17 protein-coding genes are annotated in these 18,877 nt (G+C 66.6%); 11 read left to right on the top strand and 6 right to left on the bottom strand.

Translation table 11 applies throughout. From position 1 onward, the window contains the following. Nucleotides 1–22: 22 nt before the first annotated feature. From QH470_RS20755 to QH470_RS20715, 9 genes are all read left to right on the top strand, one after another. Entirely contained in the window at nt 23–1,387 is a 1,365-nt protein-coding gene (locus QH470_RS20755) for a PfkB family carbohydrate kinase (RefSeq protein WP_232111129.1), read from the top strand. After that, complete coding sequence (locus QH470_RS20750) at nt 1,384–2,361, top strand: NAD-dependent epimerase/dehydratase family protein (RefSeq protein ID WP_067510746.1); 978 nt, start codon at nt 1,384–1,386, stop codon at nt 2,359–2,361. Before QH470_RS20755 ends, QH470_RS20750 begins: the two co-directional genes overlap by 4 nt. 14 nt (nt 2,362–2,375) lie before the next feature. Further along, the gene (locus QH470_RS20745) at nt 2,376–3,485 is read left to right on the top strand and encodes a hypothetical protein (protein ID WP_138456835.1); all 1,110 of its coding nucleotides are present in this window, start codon (nt 2,376–2,378) and stop codon (nt 3,483–3,485) included. Nucleotides 3,486–3,637: 152 nt separating this feature from the next. Next, nucleotides 3,638–4,762 carry a cytochrome P450 gene (locus tag QH470_RS20740; protein WP_280274051.1) on the top strand — a complete coding sequence of 375 codons (1,125 nt, stop codon included), beginning with the start codon at nt 3,638–3,640 and terminating at the stop codon, nt 4,760–4,762. Further along, entirely contained in the window at nt 4,759–6,033 is a 1,275-nt protein-coding gene (locus QH470_RS20735) for a PLP-dependent aminotransferase family protein (RefSeq protein WP_051047262.1), read from the top strand. The genes QH470_RS20740 and QH470_RS20735 overlap by 4 nt, the downstream gene beginning before the upstream one ends. Nucleotides 6,034–6,155: 122 nt before the next feature. Further along, nucleotides 6,156–7,181, top strand: a complete 1,026-nt coding sequence (locus QH470_RS20730) for a glycosyltransferase family 9 protein (protein ID WP_067510745.1) — start codon at nt 6,156–6,158, stop codon at nt 7,179–7,181. A gap of 4 nt (nt 7,182–7,185) precedes the next feature. After that, nucleotides 7,186–8,910 carry a carbamoyltransferase family protein gene (locus QH470_RS20725; protein ID WP_280274050.1) on the top strand — a complete coding sequence of 575 codons (1,725 nt, stop codon included), beginning with the start codon at nt 7,186–7,188 and terminating at the stop codon, nt 8,908–8,910. 5 nt (nt 8,911–8,915) lie between these two features. Next, nucleotides 8,916–10,277 carry a GDSL-type esterase/lipase family protein gene (locus QH470_RS20720; protein WP_280274049.1) on the top strand — a complete coding sequence of 454 codons (1,362 nt, stop codon included), beginning with the start codon at nt 8,916–8,918 and terminating at the stop codon, nt 10,275–10,277. Further along, complete coding sequence (locus tag QH470_RS20715; protein ID WP_043736648.1) at nt 10,274–10,975, top strand: HAD family hydrolase; 702 nt, start codon at nt 10,274–10,276, stop codon at nt 10,973–10,975. Before QH470_RS20720 ends, QH470_RS20715 begins: the two co-directional genes overlap by 4 nt. A gap of 156 nt (nt 10,976–11,131) precedes the next feature. Here the strand turns inward: QH470_RS20715 and QH470_RS20710 are convergent, their stop codons facing one another. Together QH470_RS20710 and QH470_RS20705 are read right to left on the bottom strand one after the other, a co-directional pair. Further along, the gene (locus tag QH470_RS20710) at nt 11,132–11,491 is read right to left on the bottom strand and encodes a hypothetical protein (protein WP_043736650.1); all 360 of its coding nucleotides are present in this window, start codon (nt 11,489–11,491) and stop codon (nt 11,132–11,134) included. Nucleotides 11,492–11,728: 237 nt separating this feature from the next. Beyond that, nucleotides 11,729–12,232, bottom strand: a complete 504-nt coding sequence (locus tag QH470_RS20705; RefSeq protein WP_043736653.1) for an HIT family protein — start codon at nt 12,230–12,232, stop codon at nt 11,729–11,731. Nucleotides 12,233–12,344: 112 nt separating this feature from the next. Between QH470_RS20705 and QH470_RS20700 the strand changes: the two genes are divergently transcribed. Then, a complete protein-coding gene (locus QH470_RS20700) occupies nt 12,345–13,118 on the top strand; it encodes a class I SAM-dependent methyltransferase (protein WP_067510743.1) in 774 nt (257 codons plus the stop codon). 86 nt (nt 13,119–13,204) lie between these two features. Then, nucleotides 13,205–14,116: a dihydrodipicolinate synthase family protein gene (locus QH470_RS20695; RefSeq protein ID WP_157227590.1), complete on the top strand. Its 912-nt coding sequence runs from the start codon at nt 13,205–13,207 to the stop codon at nt 14,114–14,116. A 12-nt stretch (nt 14,117–14,128) separates the two neighbouring features. Here QH470_RS20695 and QH470_RS20690 read toward each other — a convergent pair whose 3' ends face one another. The 4 genes from QH470_RS20690 to QH470_RS20675 form a co-directional block, all read right to left on the bottom strand. Continuing rightward, a complete protein-coding gene (locus tag QH470_RS20690; protein WP_051047265.1) occupies nt 14,129–14,740 on the bottom strand; it encodes a P-loop nucleotide/nucleoside kinase family protein in 612 nt (203 codons plus the stop codon). A 55-nt stretch (nt 14,741–14,795) separates the two neighbouring features. Beyond that, nucleotides 14,796–16,298, bottom strand: a complete 1,503-nt coding sequence (sbcD, locus tag QH470_RS20685) for an exonuclease subunit SbcD (protein ID WP_113975353.1) — start codon at nt 16,296–16,298, stop codon at nt 14,796–14,798. 126 nt (nt 16,299–16,424) lie between these two features. Then, nucleotides 16,425–17,900: a hypothetical protein gene (locus tag QH470_RS20680; protein ID WP_043736662.1), complete on the bottom strand. Its 1,476-nt coding sequence runs from the start codon at nt 17,898–17,900 to the stop codon at nt 16,425–16,427. A gap of 401 nt (nt 17,901–18,301) precedes the next feature. Next, the gene (locus tag QH470_RS20675) at nt 18,302–18,637 is read right to left on the bottom strand and encodes a helix-turn-helix domain-containing protein (protein WP_197986988.1); all 336 of its coding nucleotides are present in this window, start codon (nt 18,635–18,637) and stop codon (nt 18,302–18,304) included. Between the last annotated feature and the right edge of the window lie 240 nt (nt 18,638–18,877).

Raw genomic sequence — 18,877 nt, 5'->3', positions numbered from 1 at the left:
GGTTGAGCACGCTCGGCGCCTGGTGATTGTCGGTGACGTGCTGGCCGACTGTGACTGGTGCGGTGAGGTCACGCGGGTATCGCCGGAAGCGCCAGTGCCGGTGCTCAGCGCGGTGTCACGGCAGTGGCGACCAGGCGGGGCAGGCTTGGCCGCGATCCTTGCCGCCCACGATGGCTGCGAGGTCACGCTGGTGACCGCGATCGGCGCCGACGAGCCCGGCCTGCGGATTCTCAGCGACCTCACCGAGGCGGGGGTGTCGGTGATCGATCTGGGCATCGAGGCGCCGACCCCGGTGAAGATCCGGATGCGGGCACGCGGACAGACCCTGGTCATGGTCGACGACTCCGATCCGGCGGTGCCGGTGGGCGATCCGCCCCCAGAGGTCGCGCACGCCCTTGTCGAGGCACAAGGCGTACTCGTCGCCGACTACGGGCGCGGGGTAGCCGCCCAACCACGACTGCGAGTACTGCTGGCCACCGTGGCGCGGCGTGTGCCGGTGGTGTGGGATCCCCATCGTCACGGCCCGGCACCGACCGACGGGGTGAGCGTCATCGTCCCGAATGCGGAGGAAGCCGATCTGCTCACCGCCGAGGACGGAGCGGCCGGCGACCTCGACAGCGATGTCCGCCGGGCGCGCAGCCTTCGATCACGATGGCGATGCCAGTACGCGGTGGTCACCCGAGGCGCCGATGGCGCTGTCCTGGTCGGCGCCGACACCGATCCCGCGCACGTATTCCCGGCCCCACGCCGGGAGCAAGGCGATACCTGCGGGGCGGGTGATCGGTTCGCCGTGAGGCTGCTCGGTGAACTGATCGGTAATCGCACAATGTCGACAGCTGTGCAACGCGCCGTCACAGCGGCGGCCGACTACGTCGCCGGGCAACGCGCTACGGCGGGCAACCACCCGCGACCGGATGGCGCGGGTGACGGGTTCGCTGTGGCCGATCGGGTGCACGCAGCCGGTGGCCGGGTGGTGGCCACCGGCGGCTGTTTCGATGTGCTGCACGACGGGCACCGACAGCTGCTGGAGGCCGCTCGCGCCATGGGCGACTGCTTGATCGTGCTGCTCAACAGCGACGCGTCGGTGGCCAATTTGAAGGGACCGAACCGGCCGCTGGTACCGCAAGCGCAGCGGGCGGCGATGCTGACAGCATTCTCCTTCGTCGACGCGGTGCTGGTGTTCGACGAGGACACCCCGGCTGCGCTGTTGGAAAGGTTGCGTCCGCATGTGTGGGTCAAAGGCGGCGACTACGGAGCGACCGAACTACCCGAAACGGCCGTGGTGCAACGTCATGGCGGCCAAGTTGTCGTCGGCCCGTACCTGGAAGGGGTGTCGACGAGCGAGCTGATCGAACGCGCTGTCGCCGGGCGGGTGATGCAGCCATGACCCGCTCCGTGCTGGTCACCGGGACGGCCGGGTTCATCGGCGGGCATGTTGCCACCGGTCTGCATGCGGCCGGGTGGACGGTGACCGGAGTCGACCAGAATCCCGCGGCTACGGCGTGGCCGTGGGAATCGATCACCGTGGACGCTGCCGACCCAGCTGTGCTGGCTCGGATCGCTGGAGGGGAGTTCGCGGTGGTCGTGCACCAGGCAGCGGTCAGCGACACCCTCGCCGCAGATGACGAGCGGTTGCGGTGGGCCAACGCCACGGTGCCGCTGCGGCTGGCTCGCGCATGCACCGACTCCGGGACACGACTGGTGTATGCCTCCTCGGGCAGCGTGTACGGCGTGGTGCCGCACGGGGCGTCGTCCCGCGAATCCGACACCGAGGATCGTGGGCGCTGCTCGGGCCCCCTGAATTGTTACGCGAAATCCAAACTCGTCCTGGATCAGTCGATGCTGCGCCGCGCGGCGGTGTTCGGCCTGGATTGCGTGGGGTTGCGCTACACGAACGTCTTCGGTCCCGGCGAGGAATCCAAAAGCTCGATGGCCTCGATTCTGTGGCAGATCGTCACGGCCGTGGCGGCGCGGCGGCCGGTCCGGTTGTTCGACGACACCTTGACCGCCGCGCGGGACTACCTGCCGGTGCAGGTGCTGGTGTCGACGCTGGTGCGGCTGCTCGATACCCCGCAGGTCGCAGGCGTCTACAACCTCGGTTCCGGGACCGCGATCCGGTTCGAGACCTTGCTGGGCTGGTGTACGGAGTGGGCGGGCGCACCGGTGCCGCTGGTGGGGGTGCCGAACCCGATCCGTGACTGCTACCAGTACTGGACGTGCGCCGATATGCGGCGACTGCGCGCCGCGTTGCCTGGCCTGGAGCCGGTGGACACCGAGGTGATCCACCGGTACGCCCGCGACCTGTTCGACCACGCCCGCGCCGAAACCTTCGGCGTCGGCGAGCTTGTGAAGTCCCTGTGATCGGAGGAAACGCAATGTCTACCAGCACAACCGGCGTGCTCGCTGGCGAGAAGGCGCTACGCCACCGGCTCACGGCCTTGTCGCGGTCGCTGCGCGAGGTGACCGCGGTCGAGCACCTCCAAGAGCCGCGGTACATCAGCTACGACACCGTCCGCGATGCCGACGGCACCACCTACGGCCGCAAGAAGGCGATCCTGATGTCGGGCGGCTGTTCGGTGCCGACCTGCACCATGTGTCCGTTCACCAACTACAACAACTTCGGCCTGCACGGCGCGAACCCCCGGGGCTTGCGCGAGCAGGTCGCCACGCTGCTGGCACGCACCGATGACGAGCCGGACTACGACATGCTCGCCCTCTACAACGACGGGTCGTTCTTCGCCCGCCGCGAGGTACCGGCCGAGGTCCAGCTCGATATCGCCCGCCGCGTCGCGGTCACTGGTGTGCGCCGCCTGGTCGTCGAAAGCCTGCCCCAATTCCTCACGCCCGAGACCCTGGCACCTTTCGTCGAGGCCCTCGGCGATGTCGAGCTCGAGGTGGGAATCGGGTTGCAATCGGCCGACCGGCTGGTCCGCGAAACCCTGGTCAACACCCGAATCACCCGTGAGTCGTTCGAAGACGCGGTGGCGTTGATGCAGGCACACCACGTAATTCCCAAGGTGTACCTGATGATCAAGCCCCCGTTCCTCACCGACGGCGAGGCCATCACCGACGTGATCTCCTCCACCGAGTACGTGGCCTCGCTCGGCATCGGCGGAGTCACCGTGTGCCCGACGAGGCTGGCACCGAACACCGTGGCGTGGTGGCTCTACCAACGCGGGCACTACCAGGCGCCGAACCTGTGGACCGTCGTCGACGCCGTGCGCGGCGCGCACGCCAAAGCGGCGGTGCGGGTGGCCTGTATCAACATGCGCGGCACAGACTTCGACTCGGTGTACCCGGACTCCTGCGAGCGCTGCGCGAACGGCATCGTCGACGGGCTGGTGTCCTACAGCGTCACCGGTGACCTCGCCGATTTGCCCGTCACCTGCGACTGCCGGCCTGACATACGAGCGGTCGACCTCGACCATGACGCGATCCTTGCCCGCACCGCGGCATCCCTCGACGTCGGCGAGGCCACCCCGTGAAACCGCCACCTACCATCGCCGAACCACCACCAGGGTCGCACCTGCCGCAGATTCTGGCTGCTGCGCACGCTCGGCATGGCCCCGTCTTTGGTGTCGGCTCAACGACGGGGCCGCCGACGGTGTTCTGCATCGGGCCGGACTCGGTGCGGGAGATGTTCGACCAGGAACGCGCAGGCACGCTGAGGGTGTACAACACTGCGGCGGTGCAGGCGCTGTTCCGCAGAGCGGTGTTCACCCTCCACGGTGCCGAACACCTGCGGGCGCGCAGTTTCCTGTCGACCGGGTTGCGCCACGGTGCGGTCACCGCCTACCTGCCGACAATCGGCGCTATTGCGCACCGCCATGTCGCCCAATGGGCCACCCTGCCGACCATCGAGCTCTATCAGGCGGCGCGCGACTACACGATGGCAGTGTGCCTGGCCGCGATCATCGGCCTGGCCGTCGACGACCCCATCGCACAGCGGGTGCCGGACCTGTTCGACCGATTCGTCGCCGGAACCGAACTCCCACCGACCCGCACGACCGGCAGCGACCCGGCATACGCCGCCGCACTCGCCGCCGCCGAGGAACTGCGCGCCCTGCTCGAATCGCCCGCAGTGCGCATAGAGGGCAGGGCCGAGTCGGTGACCTCGAAGCTGGTCGCCGCCGGTCACGCCCCGGGCGGAAGCTTGGCTGATCATCTGCTGGCCCTGCTGATCGCCGCGCGAGAAACCACCGCCAGCCTGGTTACCTGGTTGCTGGTCGAGTGCGCGCTCGACGACCAGCTCGCCACCGCGCTCACCGCTGAAGCCCGCAGTCTGGTCGAGAACCCGTTGCAGGTGCTCCAGCACGGCGCTACCCCGCAGTTGCGGCACGTGCTGACCGAGTGCACCCGAGTCCATACACCCAACACGATCGCGACCCGGCGGGCCACTACGCCGGTGACGCTCGGCGGCTATCTGGTCCCAGCAGGCTGGCACGTCGCCTACAGCGCTCCCGTCACCCACCTTCTACCGCAGGAATATCCGGACCCGGAAGCGTTTTGCCCGCAACGCTTTCGCAGTGCCGAGGGCAGGCGCCGCGCCGCGGGGCTGCTCGCGTTCGGACGCGGCCCGCACGCCTGTGCAGGTCGCGGGTTCGCCGAGGCCACGACACTGTTGCTGGCGGCGGCTGTGCTGGCCGAACACTGGATCGACCTGCCGGCCCGACGACCAGAGGTCGGCCGATTCCAGCCGGTCCGGGCGCCAGCGGGGCCGGTCGAAGCCCGCATACGCACAAGGGAGGTGGCTGGCCGGTGAACATCGACGACATCGTCGACCGGCTCGCCCGGTTCGAAACCGCGACAGCAGCCCGGCTTCATCTGATCGCCAGCGAGAACCAGATGCCCGCCGACGCCCGGCTGCCGTATGTGAGCGCTGCCGCCGTCCGCTACTGCTTCGGCAGCGCCGAGGACACGCACTGGGCGTGGCCTGGACGCGACGAACTCGCCGAGCTGGAATCGGTAGCGGCCCACGCCATCGGAGAACTCCTCGGCGCCCAGCATGTGAACACCAAACCCGTCTCGGGATTGTCGGCGATGACGGTGGCGCTCTCGGCGCTGGCCGGGCCGGCACACACCGTGCTCAGCCTCGCCGAAGCCGATGGCGGTCACGGCTCGACACAGTTCGTCGCACACAGGTTCGGGTTGAACTGGCAGCCCCTGCCCGTCGACCCAGCCACTATGGGCGTCGACCTCGAGCTGCTGGCCTCCCAGGCCCGCCGGACCAGCGGGCCCGTGCTGGTGTACCTCGACTCGTTCATGGCGTTGTTCCCCCATGACATCGCCGGCATCCGGGCCGCGGTCGGCGAGGACGCGGTGATCCATTACGACGGCTCGCACACCCTCGGCCTGATCGCGGGCGGCGCGTTCCAGAACCCCCTAACCGAAGGCGCCGACAGCCTCGGTGGCAGCGTCCACAAGACCTGGCCCGGTCCGGTCGGCAAGGGCATCGTGGCCACCAACGATCCGAACCTCGCCCACCAGATCGACACCCACGCCGCCGGATGGATATCGCACCATCACCCCGCCGACGTCGCCGCGCTGGCGATCTCGACGGCATGGATGACCGCCCATGCCACCCACTACGCGACCGCGACCGTCACCCACGCCCGCCGCCTGGCTTACGCCCTCGCTGCAGAGGGGTTCACCGTGTGCGCGGCCGACCACGGATACACCCGATCACACCAGGTGTGGATCGACATCGCTCCCACGTGCCCGGCTGATACTGCCTCACGGCTGCTGTATGAGGCCAGGATCGTCGTCAACGCCATCCCGTTGCCCTACCTGCCCGAGCCCGGCCTGCGGCTGGGAGCACAGGAACTGACCTTCGCCGGTCTCGACGCCGCGGGTTTCGACGAACTCGCCGCGCTCATGGCGCGCGTACTCATCCACCGCGATCACCCTGAACAGGTCGCCCGCAACGTCGCAGACCTGCGCATCCGCTACGGCATCGGCGACGCCGCTGCGGCCGACCATACGGCGCAGGAGGTGCTGCGCCGAGCGTGGCGGCAGGAAGAGAGGACTTCATGAACGCCACTGATCTGCCACTGACCACCAGCGACTTCTTCTGGCGACCCGACTGTCGTCATTTCATCGGCGGCCTGCCGTGCAAGCACTGGCGTCCTTGCCCAGGGTGCACACTGTATGACCCGGTGACCCACCGCATCCTGATCGTGATGCTCAAACGGATGGGCGACATGCTCATCGCCTCCCCACTACCGGCCCGCATCAAAGCCGAACACCCCGGCGCACACATCACCTGGCTCGTCGGCGCCGAATCCGCCCCCATCGTGGAGATGATCCCGCACGTCGACCGCGTCCTGACCTGGGAGACCGAGACCGCCCACACAGTGCTCGCCGAACACTACGACGCCGTCTACAGCTTCGAACGCCACCCCGCCGTGGCCGGGCTCGTGCCCCGGATCAGCGCCGAGCACCACGCCGGCCTCGCCTACGGCGGCGAGAACAACAGCCTCTATCCGATCGGCACAGCGGCCCGGCACTTCTTCGCCATGAACACCTGGAACGACTTCCGCACCAGCGGAAACAGTAAGACGTGGACCGAGCTGTACTTCGAGGTCGCCGGCTACATCTACACCGGCGAGCCCTACCAGCTGTCGGTGCCGGACGCGGCCAAAGCCCGCGTCGCCGCGCGGCTAGGTACCAGCGGCGGCTGGGTCTGCCTTAACGTCGGCGGCTCCAAGACGACCAAGCTGTGGCCCACCGGTCACTGGGCCGACCTCGGGCGGCGACTGCTCGGCGACGGGCACCGGCTGGTCATCACCGGCGGCCCCGCCGACGCCCGCACCTGCCACCAGCTGTTACGAGAACTGGACACCGGAGTGGGCCGAGTGCGTCACGACGCCATGACCCTGCAGGAATTCGCCGCGGTCCCGGACTTCTGCGACGCGATGGTGACCGGCGACAGCCTCGGATTCCACCTCGCCCTCGCCTACGACCTGCCGGTGGTGCTGCTCCTGGGCCCGAGCAACGGCGCCGAAGTCATCCCCAAACACGCCGACAATGTCACCGCGCTGCGGTCGACTCTGCCGTGCTCCCCGTGCGCACACCGGGTCACCTGCGGCGGGATCGGCGGCTGCATGGACACCATCACGGTCGCCGACGTCCATGGCGCGGTCCGCAACTCACTGTCCACAGCCGCCGTGCGGGAGGGCTGACCGCGTGGGATACGTGCTCGGGCTCGGCGGCCCCTACCATCACGACGCCTCCGCCTGCCTCGTCGCCGACGGCCAACCCGTCGCGTTCGCCGAAGAGGAACGGTTCTCCCGAATCAAGCATCACCGCGATTCCCGCTCGGCCGCCTCCTCGGCCGCATGGTGCCTGGCCCAGGCCGGAATCCGGTGCGGTGATATCGACGAGATCGCGGTGGCCTGGAACCCGTACTGGCCGAACCCCGCCGATGAGATCACCGACCCAGACCTAATCGCTGAACTCCTCGGACCGCTCGGCACCGGCCCGGAAAGACCACGTCGACTGACCATCGTCGGCCACCACCTCGCCCATGCCGCCAGCGCCTTCTACCCCGCAGGTGTCGCCGACGCCGCGGTCATCGTGGTCGACGGCTCCGGCGACGGTGTCTCCACCAGCATCCATCACGGAACCCGAGCCGGTCTGCGATGCCTGCGAACCTTCCCGTTCACACAATCACTGGGCTGGTTCTACCAATTCGCCACCGAACACGCCGGGCTCGGCGACTGGACCCACGCAGGCAAACTGATGGGCCTGGCCGCCTACGGAAAACCGACCATCGACCTGAACTTCCTGCACCCCACCCGCGACGGCTACCACCTCGACCTCACCCCCTACGGCCTCGCACCCGAGGCCGACCACACCGCCGGCTACACCGCCCTCACCTACTACCGAGCCCTGCGCCACGCCTACCGCAAGGTATTCACCGACGCCGGAATCCCGCGCCAAGCACCAAGATCGGACGACGCCCACCAAAGCCTCGCCGCCGACCTCGCAGCATCGGCCCAATTCCTGCTGCAACGCTGCCTGATCAGCGTCGTCTCCACCGCTCTGGAGGAAACCGGCGCGACCGCGCTGTGTCTGGCCGGCGGTGTTGGGCTCAACTGCACCACCAACGGCATCCTCGCCCGCACCCCCGACACCGACACCTTGTTCGTGCAACCGGCCGCCGGTGATGCCGGATGCGCTCTCGGCGCAGCCCTGGAAGTCGCGCACCGCCGCGGTGACCACACAGTGCCCGGTCCTCGCCAAGCACACGCCTTCTTGGGTCCGGCCTACGACAACCACGCCATCGAGACCGCCCTGCACGATGCCGGCGCGAACTTCACCACCCCACCCGATATCGCCGCGACCGCCGCCCGCCTGATAGCCGAGGGCAAGGTCATCGGCTGGCACCAGGGCCGCGCCGAAGCCGGTCCACGGGCACTCGGTGCCCGCAGCATCCTCGCCGACCCCCGCACCACCAGACTGCGCGACCGCATCAACCGCGACATCAAACACCGCGAACTCTGGCGGCCCCTCGCACCGAGCATGCTCGACCCGACCGGCTGGACCACCACACCCGACGGCCCGGCAGAATTCATGATCGTCGCCCACGAGGCCACACCCCGAGCACGCCAACAGATCCCCGGCGTCGTCCACGCCGACGGCACACTGCGCCCACAACACGTCGACCCCGCACACCAACCGGAATACGCCCGACTCCTGCACGCCCTCGAAGCCGAGACCGGGATCGGCGTCGTATTGAACACCAGCTACAACGGCCCCGGCGAACCGATCGTCGACACCCCAGCCGACGCACTCGCCAGCGGCGCCCGACTCGGCCTGGACGCCCTCGTGATCGGCGACTACCTCGTCACCACACCACCATCGGCACCCACCCATCAACAGCACCGACCACCGAGAAAAGGATCATGACCAGCGTGACCGACACCGACTCGATTGCCCTCACAGACCGAGTCCGCGCCCGCTACGGCGACGCGGTACACATCGGCGCCGACTGCGACATCGCCGACGACGTCGACTTCGTCGTCGACACCGACGCCACCATCACCATCGGTGACCGTGTCAGCATTCGCCGCGGCACGACCCTGCAAGCCAACACCGGCGGACACATCACCATCGGCGACGACACCGCCCTCGGCGAGAACGTCGTCCTGTCCGCCATGACCCGCATCCACATCGGACGCGGCGCAGGAATCTCCAACATGGTCGACATCCACGACCACAACCACCGCGCCCGCACCCCCGACACCCTCACCCCGGGTGAGCCCATCACCCCGTGGGCCAGCGGATTCGACACCGCTCCAGTCACCATCGAGCCCGGCGCGATCGTCGCGAACAAAGTCTCGATCACCGCCGGCGTCACCATCGGCCAAAACGCCCGCATCGGCGCCAACGCCGTCGTCACCGCATCCGTGCCGCCGAACACCACCGCCGTCGGCGCGCCCGCCCGCGTCACCGCCCGCCACCCCGGACCCCTCGACCCCGAACACCCCCGACCCCAACTGCGGATCGGCTGGTTCGGAACATCCCTGATGGAACACTACGAAGCCCACAACCCCCGCCTCGCAGTCCAAGCCGATCTCCCCGAGATCGGCGAACAGATCACGGTCACCGAATGGCGCAAACGCGGCTACGTCCATGTCCTGACCACCGGATGGTCCACCCGCTACCCATGGATCACCTTCACCACCGACAACCACGGCGAAGGAGGAGCAACCAGCCGCGACGTCCTGACCAACCTCCGAGCCGCAGTCGACGCCGGCGGCCGATGGGACCTCGCCGTCCTCGGAGTCGGCCTCAACGACGTCTGGCGACACCACCAAGGCCGGATGAGCGAAGCAGTCGGCATCGGCGAATACGACACCAACATCCGCACCGCCCTCGGGCTCCTCAGCGCCTGCGCCCGCCGGATCGTCGTGATCGGTGAACCCCCGATCGGCTGGGACCCCACCATCGACGTCGCCGCCGCCAACGGCGATCTGACCGAATACAACCAGCGCGCCCGCCGCGCCGCCGCCGACCACGACGCGGTCTTCGTCGACATCTGGGACGACATCACCTATGTCGCCACCTGCTTCGGATGGTCACCCGCCACCCCCACGGCCCCAGCCGCCGAAGCACCCAGCGTGTGGGCCGACGGAGTGCACCTCTCCGAACAAGGCGACGAAACCGTTCGACACATCACCGACCAAGCCATCACCGCCCACCGAGTCCTCGATGGCCTGCTCACCCTCGACAGGCTCGACCGCGCGACCGCGGCTCGGGAATACGCCCAGTGACCCTCGCCCACCCGGCGATCAAGACCATCGCAGACGTTATGCGAAGTGCGGACCCTCCTCGCGTCGTCTTCTGCGATTGGCACGGAGTGCTGTGCCGGAAACCGTTCTGGCACAGCATTACCGACGATCCGGATCACTCCCTTTACGCTGTTCTGAATCGAGAACTGGACCGGCTGTTCACGACAGGCAATCGGGAGGGCCGCGAATGGATGTGCGGAAAGCGCAGCTCCCGCGACATCCTCACCAACCTCGCTGCCACGCACTCGGGCCTCGATGTTGACCAGCTCCTGACGCAACTCGCACACGACATCGCCCACATGCCCGTAAACCAGTCGCTTCTCCGAGCACTGCGTGACGCCCGGTACCACTCGACCGTTGTCCTGGCGACCGACAATATCGACGCGTTCACCAGCACCTTTCACGCCGTCACGTCCAGTCATAACGAACAACCATCAGGCACGGAGACGCTGAAAGAGGCTGCCGCCGTATTCGACGACATCATCAGCTCGAGCGACACCGGCGTACTGAAATCCGAAGACCCTGAAGCCTTCTTCGGCTCCTGGCTGACCACCGCAGGGCTCTCCTTCGGCGAGGCGCTTCTGATCGACGACCGCGCCGACAACTGCGCGGCATTCGAACGATGCGGCGGTGCCGCCATCGAATGGACCCGATATCGGCTGGAAGAGCTGTCCGCCTGAACGAGCCACCGTAGACCTGCTGCCAAATGCAAACCGGAGCGTTCAACCGAGCAGCAGCAAGAACACGAAGCATCAGAAGAGAGCCGACGACCGATGGCCGGTGGATTGATCGGCCACCGGTCGAAGCCCTCTGATTTCTGTGTGGCAGGCCAGCCCCTACTTCAGCGCTTGCAGGGCGGTATGTACCTCAGCGACCTCGTCGAGCAGCATGTCGAGACGGTCGAGCAGGTCCGCCCGCCGTTGATGGGTGCTCACAACAGGCAGTTCCGAAGCCTCGCTGGTGCCGACTTCGGAGCGGTCGAGCGGCTGGTCCGTCGCCGGGGTCGTGCCCTGGTCTTCTCCGAAGATTGTGCTGCATAGTTGGCGGACACGTTCTTCGTCGTTGCGGGAGAAGCGCCACGCTTCACCATCCGAGGTGGGTGTGCCACCGAGTTCGTCCGCCGCGTCGTGGAAACGGCGGTCGTATGGTGCCTCGACTTCGACCTCGGACCCGACCGAGATGATTACACTTTGCATTGCGGAGCCCTTTCTCCGTACCTGCCCCGGTCTGGTGTTGGCCCACCAGCCGGGGCGTCTCAATTCTGGCGGATACGACGCTATATGTGCGCCCGGAGACCATCAATAGGTAATTCAGCGAAAAGATTTCCACAGCAATATTTTTCGCGAGTCCATCGGAAAACAATTTAGGGATTGGTCCTACACTTGGCGGTTACTCAGCTACCTGCGGATATGAATTCTTCGACGCATGGTGGTTCAGTTCGTGCCGTCGGCAGCCAAGGCGGCGCGGATGAGGCCGGCGAGTTCGACTGCCTGCTCCAGAGACCAGGACAGTATTCCGTTTTCCGCCATCAGGGCATGGAATTGCTGTTCGCGGTAGGGCACTCCAGGTGGTAGGGCGGCAACGTGCCAGTGGAGGTGAGCGTTGCCCTGTTGGCTGCCGAGACTGGCGATATATAGCCGTTCGGTGGGGACCACCGTTTGCAGTGCTCTCCCAACGCGGCGAACCATTCTCATCAGTCGCAGATATTCGTCTTCGTCCAGGTCGTCAACCACATGCTCATGGTGATGTTTCGGCGAAACGAGCACGTAGCCGGGCAGGGTCGGATACCGGGACAGGAACGCGATGTTCTCATCGTCCTCAGCAACGATCTGCTCAAGCTTCGAGTCGTGCTGTCCCGCGACGATGGCGCAGATGAAGCACGGTTTCGAGCGAACCCGCCGTTCATAGTCGTCGATGTCGAACGAGATGCGTTCCATGACAACGATTCTGCGCCGATCCTGCTCACGAAGGCGCCGGAACGGCACGATAATTACGCGGCGCGGTGCCGCCTGATCGGGGTGGTCGCGGTGAGCAGAAGGAGCTGAATCAATGATGTTCGACGACAAGTTGGGCGAGTTCCAGCAATGGCAGGCCAGCCCATGGGGCAGGCTGCGGTACACGGTGGCGATGGCGAACCTTGTCCGGCACCTGCCCGCCGAGCGAGGACTGGAGATCCTCGATGTCGGTGGTGGCAATGGTGTGGAAGCGGTTGAACTCGCTCGACGCGGACACCACGTCACCATCGCCGACCCCTCACCCCAGTCCCTCGCCGAAGCGAACACGATCGCCTCCGAGCGTGGCGTCCGCGACCACATCACCACATACCCGGCCGATATCGACTCCCTCGGCGCCACGCTGGGCACCGACGGCTTCGATGTCGTGCTACTGCATAACGTGCTTCAGTACCTTCCGGAGAGGGAACGCACCGCAACCATGCTGGCGGACCAGCTTCGGCCGGCTGGGGTGCTGTCGCTGATAGCACCCAACGCTGACACCGACCCACTGCTGAGTGCGGTGCGTGGCCTGGATCTGGACGAAGCACTGTGGCTGCTGGATAGCCCCACCCGGTACAGCGGCGCGTACGACACCAGAACTCACGCCTGCTATGCCGACCGGGTCGCGGCGGACCTGCGCACGGCGGAGCTGAGCGTTATCGGGAGGTACGGCATCCGCTGTGTCTGCGACCTCATCGTCGACGACTCCCGCAAGTCCGACCCGGATTTCTACAGCAAGCTCGAGCGGCTGGAACTCACCTTGTCCCACCGCGCTCCGTACACCCATACCGCACGGTTCTTCCACCTCATCGCACCCCGCGCACAGTAGATGCTCCGCACGGCGTACGTCCCGAGGCGTTCGCCGAGCCTCTCGTCCGCACGATGCGCTGCGGAGAGCGTGGGAGGCTGGGGGCCGTGACCGAATCCTTCTCCTGTCCGATTGTCGCTACGGTAACGCCGTACCAACGTGGCGGTCACCTGGATCTTTCGGCGTTGAGCGACTATCTGGATCTGATTGGGGCTGCGGGTGTCGAGACGGTCCTGGTCAACGGAACCACCGGGGAATTCGCCAGTCTGACGGTGCGCGAGCGGATCCAGGTCGCCGAGCACTGCCGAAGCAGGTGGAGCGGTGTCCTGGTCGTGCACGTGGGTGCATGCGCGGTCGGTGATGCCGTGGAATTGGCGCGCCACGCCAGCGACTTCGCCGATGCGCTGGCGGTGATGAACCCGTTCTTCTTCGCCGAGGCTGCCGAAACCGGGATCGGGGCCTACTTCCGCGCAGTGTTGCCGCACTGCCTGCGCCCGACACTGCTGTACAACTTCCCACGCCACACCCAGGCACCAATCCCACCGCGGCTCGCCGCGCAGCTGGCCGGAGAGTTTCCGCAGCTGACCGGGATCAAAGACTCCGGGAAGGACCGCTCATTGACCTACGAGTATCAGCAGATCGGCCCCGACTTCCGGGTGTATCTCGGTGACGACCGGATCGGGGCCCGGATCGCGGAGATCGGGGCGGCCGGGGTGGTCACCGGCGCCGGAGGGCCGGTCGCGGAGCTGCCGGTAGCGGTCGCAGCGGCGGTGGCGGCCGGTGACATCGAGCGTGCCCAGGCCCGGCAACACGAATTCGACCGCTACACCGACGCCCGTAAACGACTACCCATCAGCGATGTCGCCTTCGCCAAAGCCGCGGTGTCGACCCGGCTGCCCGGGTTCCCGACCCTAGTCCGGCCACCGCTGACCTCAGCATCACCCGAACATGCGCGAGAGATCCACACGGTCATGAGATCGATACTTCCGCTACTCCACCGTGACAACCCGGCGTACTGATCAGAATCCGGTTCAGTTTTCGATCACGAGATCGCACACTGTGCGGGCCAGTTCCCGAACTCCGGAATCGAGAACACCGGACCGATACCCAGTCCAGTCCGCCAACTTGGGTGCGTCGCGGGCAGAACCCCGTGCGATCATCCGCTGTCGAACCTGTTCGGTGGGCGAGTCTATCCACACGGTCACGACCGGCAGGTCCGCCTCAGCTTCGGTGTGCTGTCGCATGAAAACTCCCAACGGAAGTCCTGCGGCGCCTGCCGCACGCATGGTCGACAGGAACGGTGCGTCCAGCACCACCGGGTGGTGGGTGGCCACGGTCAGGCCGGTACGGATGAGGCTGTCGTAGATGCCCGGCGCAACGACCTCGCGGTAGGTGTCGGAATCGCGATCGAACGGATCGCCGGTCAGCCGCGTCATTACCGACTCCTCCAACGCCGGTGCGAGTGTGTCCTTGTCCAACACGACCGCGCCCATCCCCGCGGCGAGCCACCGCGCGGCCGAGGACTTGCCTGATGCGGGGAATCCGCAAATCACCATCGCACCAGTGCTCCGGATCGGTGCCGCCGCCTGGTCGAGCTGCTCGCAGACCAGGGCGGCCAGGGACGTCGACTGCTGTTCTTTCATCACCGATGGACTCCATCACACTTGCTTGCGCTGGCGAATTCAAGCCGCGTGCTGGTCACGTTGCGGGAACCGGTGTGCGTGCGCGGTGGGCGCGAACACGGCATTTGCCGGAGCAGTACAGTGCTGGTCTGCCACCGCGGCGCTGTTTCAGTGGCGCCGCGCACCCCGGTGCGGCGCAGATCCCAAGACGGTTCGGGCGACCTTCGGCAAGGCCGGGCCGTTCGGCCGGCGTCGGCGGTAGGGTGTGGCAGCCGTCCCGGTGTACTGGCCACTGGCTTTCGGTGCGCCACAGCTGGCGGTGGGTGCCGTGGTCGTCGACCTCGTAGGGTTGATAGCCGAGCCGAGCCAGTTCGGCGGCGTCGAGTCCGCGTTCGCGATGGAAGGTGTTGATGGTCGAGGCGCCGATGGCGCTGCGAATCTGGAAGCAGGGGCGTCCAGGGTGCGCGCCGCAGCGTAGGCACGGCTGGTCCATTTCGCCGTAGAACCCGCGCCAAAGCTCGCCGGTCACAGGCATGCTTGTGGCGAGGGACGCGTGTGGTTCGGCTTCATCAGGATGAAGTGGAGTCACGCTCGCGGTGACGGGATCGACCCATTCCGCGCGAACCAGGAACGGGAACCGCCTGCGTAGCTGCTTCCATGCCCCGGATGGCCGAAAGGCGTCTGTCAGCGTTGCGTGCACGTAGTCCAGCGACCGCGTGGCGGCCGTGAGCTCGGTGAGGGTGCCTTCGACCCGGACCAGTCCAGACGGCATGAGTAGAGGGACTTCGGTGGTCGAGGTCAGCCCGTCTGCGCCGAGGTCGATCATGCAGACCGATTTCGGCGGGTCGAAATCGATGGGCCGCGGGCCGAAGTCGTAGACATAGGGCAGAGGCGAGCCCGAGTAGCGGACCGCGCGGGAGACCGCGTGCGGCCAGTGTAGGTCACCGAGCGCGACATAGTCGATTCCGGCGAACACCTCGACCGGGACCGTGTGACGGCTACCGACCCGCAACCGTTCCGGACCGCGTTCGGTGGGGTCGGCCACTGGAACATGACCGACCACCACCGAACGCGCTTCCGGACGGCCCGCCAGGTCCGCACGCACTCGCGTCATCGCGGTAAGCCAGCGATCGGCGTGCGACCGGCCCGCACCACAACCGAGCGCGGATCCAGTGAACTGCAGACATGGAACCCCGTACACCGCGACAGACCCGTGCTCGTCGTCGAACAACACCGGCCTGCCGATGCCGGCCACGCTGGTCACCAAGTGCAACCCGCCTGCGGCAGAGAACACTGCTCCGGCTCCCAGACGGATCGGTGAGTCATGGTTACCTGCTATTATCAGCAGCTGCGCGCCAGCAGCTCGGATCGCGGCGAACGCGTCCTGACACACAGCAACCTCGGCCTCAGATGGATCGGTTCTGTCGTATATATCGCCAGCGACGACCACGAGATCGACTTCCCACTCCTCTACGAGTGCTGGGATCTCCCCGACGAGTATGACCCGCTGAGCGGCCAGCAAGGGCATGCCACGCATCCGGAACCCGATATGCCAGTCGGACGTGTGCAGGATCCGCATGCGCGACAGGATATTCCGCGCCACTGACAACTCTCGCGGACCGGGGTCACAGTGCCCAGGGGTACCCGCAAGGAGTTCCAGCGGTGGGCCTTCGTGCGGCAGGCGCCGGCCGTTTCGCTGCTCCGATTACCAGCCGAAGTAGCTGCGGATGAGCAATTCGTCCGGGCGTGGCTCGGGTATATGGAGGTCTTTTGGCGCGCATCCGAGGAGTGGGTGGGCGTCTGCGGTGGGGTCGGTGGGGTGGTGGAACAGGATCAATTCGATCACTGTGTCGACGTAGGCGAGCGCCGTGGTCATCAAGGTGACCGCGAAGGTGGCCAAGTCGCCGACGGTCGTCGGTTCGGCCGACAGGACCGTGGTGCTGGCCTTCCAGACGCCGAGTTTGGCGACCTGTTGCTGGGTGAGTTTCACGTCGTCGAGCAGGTCGAGGTTTACGGCGATGGTGGTAGCGCTGCCGTATCCACGGCTCGGTACCGGCCCAGTCGGCAGTACGGCCTCATGGATGTAGTTGCGCAGTGTCGAGGTGATGTAGGCGTAGGTTCTGTATTCGACGATCCGGTCCACGATCTCACCGGCGGCGTATTTCTCGACGATGTGGCTGGTGATTAGGGGCAGAGAGTGCAGGCTCTTGGGTTCGTTCCTCTTCGGTCCCCGGCCGTCGTGCAGCCGTCTGAACAGTCGGCCGAATGTGTCGAATACTGCGGTCAGGTAGAGCAGTTCGCGGTCGAATGCCTCGCTGACCCGCTCGGTGGTATCGGCGGTAGGTGTGTGCGGCCCGTTGTGGGTCGACAGTGCGGCCAGCAACTCGTCGAGCGCGCGCAGCGCGCGCTGGGCCCGTGCCGAGATCGAGCCGAGGTCGGAGACGACATCGGTGTGCCTGCCCATCAGGGCGGCCACCATCAGGTGGCGAAGATGCGGGATGTGGCTCTCGATCCCGATGTGGTAGACCCCGCTGACCGATCCGGCGCGCAGATCGTCGTAGACGATGACGCCCGTTCGGTTGTACCGCAGGCTCAGGTTTCCCGTCATGCGCAGATAGTGACCGAATATCGGTAGCAGGTCGGGAGGGGTGATCATGGCGGCGATATCGTTGTCGGCGACTTCGGGTCGGCCCGCGGTCGGCGCCTCGGTCACCACAACGTCTAGCCCGAGTTTGAGGGCCACGGCCGCCAGCGCTGCGGCGCGGTAGCGGTCTTCCTCGGTGAGGTCGGATTCTGCCGACTGTAGGGCGTCGAGGTTGGCGTAGACGCCGAAGAACGGGCACCAGCCGCCGAAGGTCTGCTCGCCTGCGGTGTAGGTGGTCACCCAGACCTGCGACGCGTCGGCGATCTTTTCCAGTTCGCCGAAGCTGTGATAGTCCACGACATGCACGATCGCGCAATCGAGGCGCTGCCTCCACGGTTCGGTCAGATCGTCGTGTTGCTCGCCGAATACGAGGAACGCGGGCTCGATTTCCGGGCGCCGTCGCAGCACCGATACGAAGTCGGCGATATCGGGCGGCTCGGCCCCCAGGGTCGACAGATCCAGGCCGACTCGCAGCGGGCCGCGTCGCCGGGACGAGTGGATACAACGGCCGATGCTCGCCATGTGGTGCACGGACATACCTCATGAAGCGATGCTCCGGCGCGTCGTGGGGCAGTACCAGCCCCTCAGTGCCGGTCACGCCGAAAGTCTCTCCCGCCACGGCAGTCCGGCGCTACATCTGTTTCGATGACAGCGCCCGGTGTAGCGGGTCGGCCTGGTGGTGGTTCGGCCAGCCGCCTGTTCTGGTTTCTCGTCGGCGGTCGCCGTGCTCCGGCGGGGCCCGGCGGCCGTCGAACCAGCCGCGGACGGCGATGAATCGGAGCTGGCCGGGCCGTCCGCGTCTCATTCGATAAAGCCCGGCTCCATCGGCCGATGGCATCTCTACCCCAGGGGCTCATCGCCACGATCCGCCACCGACCGGTCATCCGGGCCGCAGTCTCGGAACACCTCTCCTTACGAGGCGATAGCGTAGCCACCGATTACACTCGCGCTCTCCCATGAGGATCCCGCGTGGGTATTCCGCGCCGACGAAGTGCCGTCAGGACGGTGGTGTGGTTGACGTCGAGATGGTTGCCGACCCGGGCGAGTGACCAGCCGAGCTTGTAGAGATGGATGGCGGTGTCGACCTGGTCGGGGGACAGCCCGCGGCGGCGCATCGGTACCTCGTGTCGGTGGAGGATATTGCTGACTGTGCGCCGTTCGATACCGAATCGGGCAGCCAGTTCATACACGGTTGCTCCGGCCTGGTAGCCGGTGATCAGCTCCGCGACTTCATCGGCGTCGAGTTGCCGTGCCCGCCGGGGTCTGATTCTCACCACAGGCGGTGGGGCCGATGTTGTGGGGTCGGGTAGCTTCTGGATCAGGTTTTCCAGGGCTTCCGCCTGCGTTTCAGGGCTTCTACCTGCGCTTTTAGGGTTGTAGTAAGGTCCCCCAAGGTCCACAGAGATCGCAGGTCAGGACCGATGTTGCATCGGTCCGGGCCTGTCTTATTTTGTCCTACCCCGCGGAAACCCCACGTTTTCGGGACGGCACGTGTTTCGGGTCGGGCACGGGCG

Origin of the sequence: Nocardia wallacei (genome assembly GCF_029868745.1) — a bacterium.
GTDB lineage: Bacteria > Actinomycetota > Actinomycetes > Mycobacteriales > Mycobacteriaceae > Nocardia > Nocardia wallacei_B.
The sequence above is the reverse complement of the archived record's forward strand: the minus strand, read 5'-3'. Positions and strand labels throughout refer to the sequence as shown.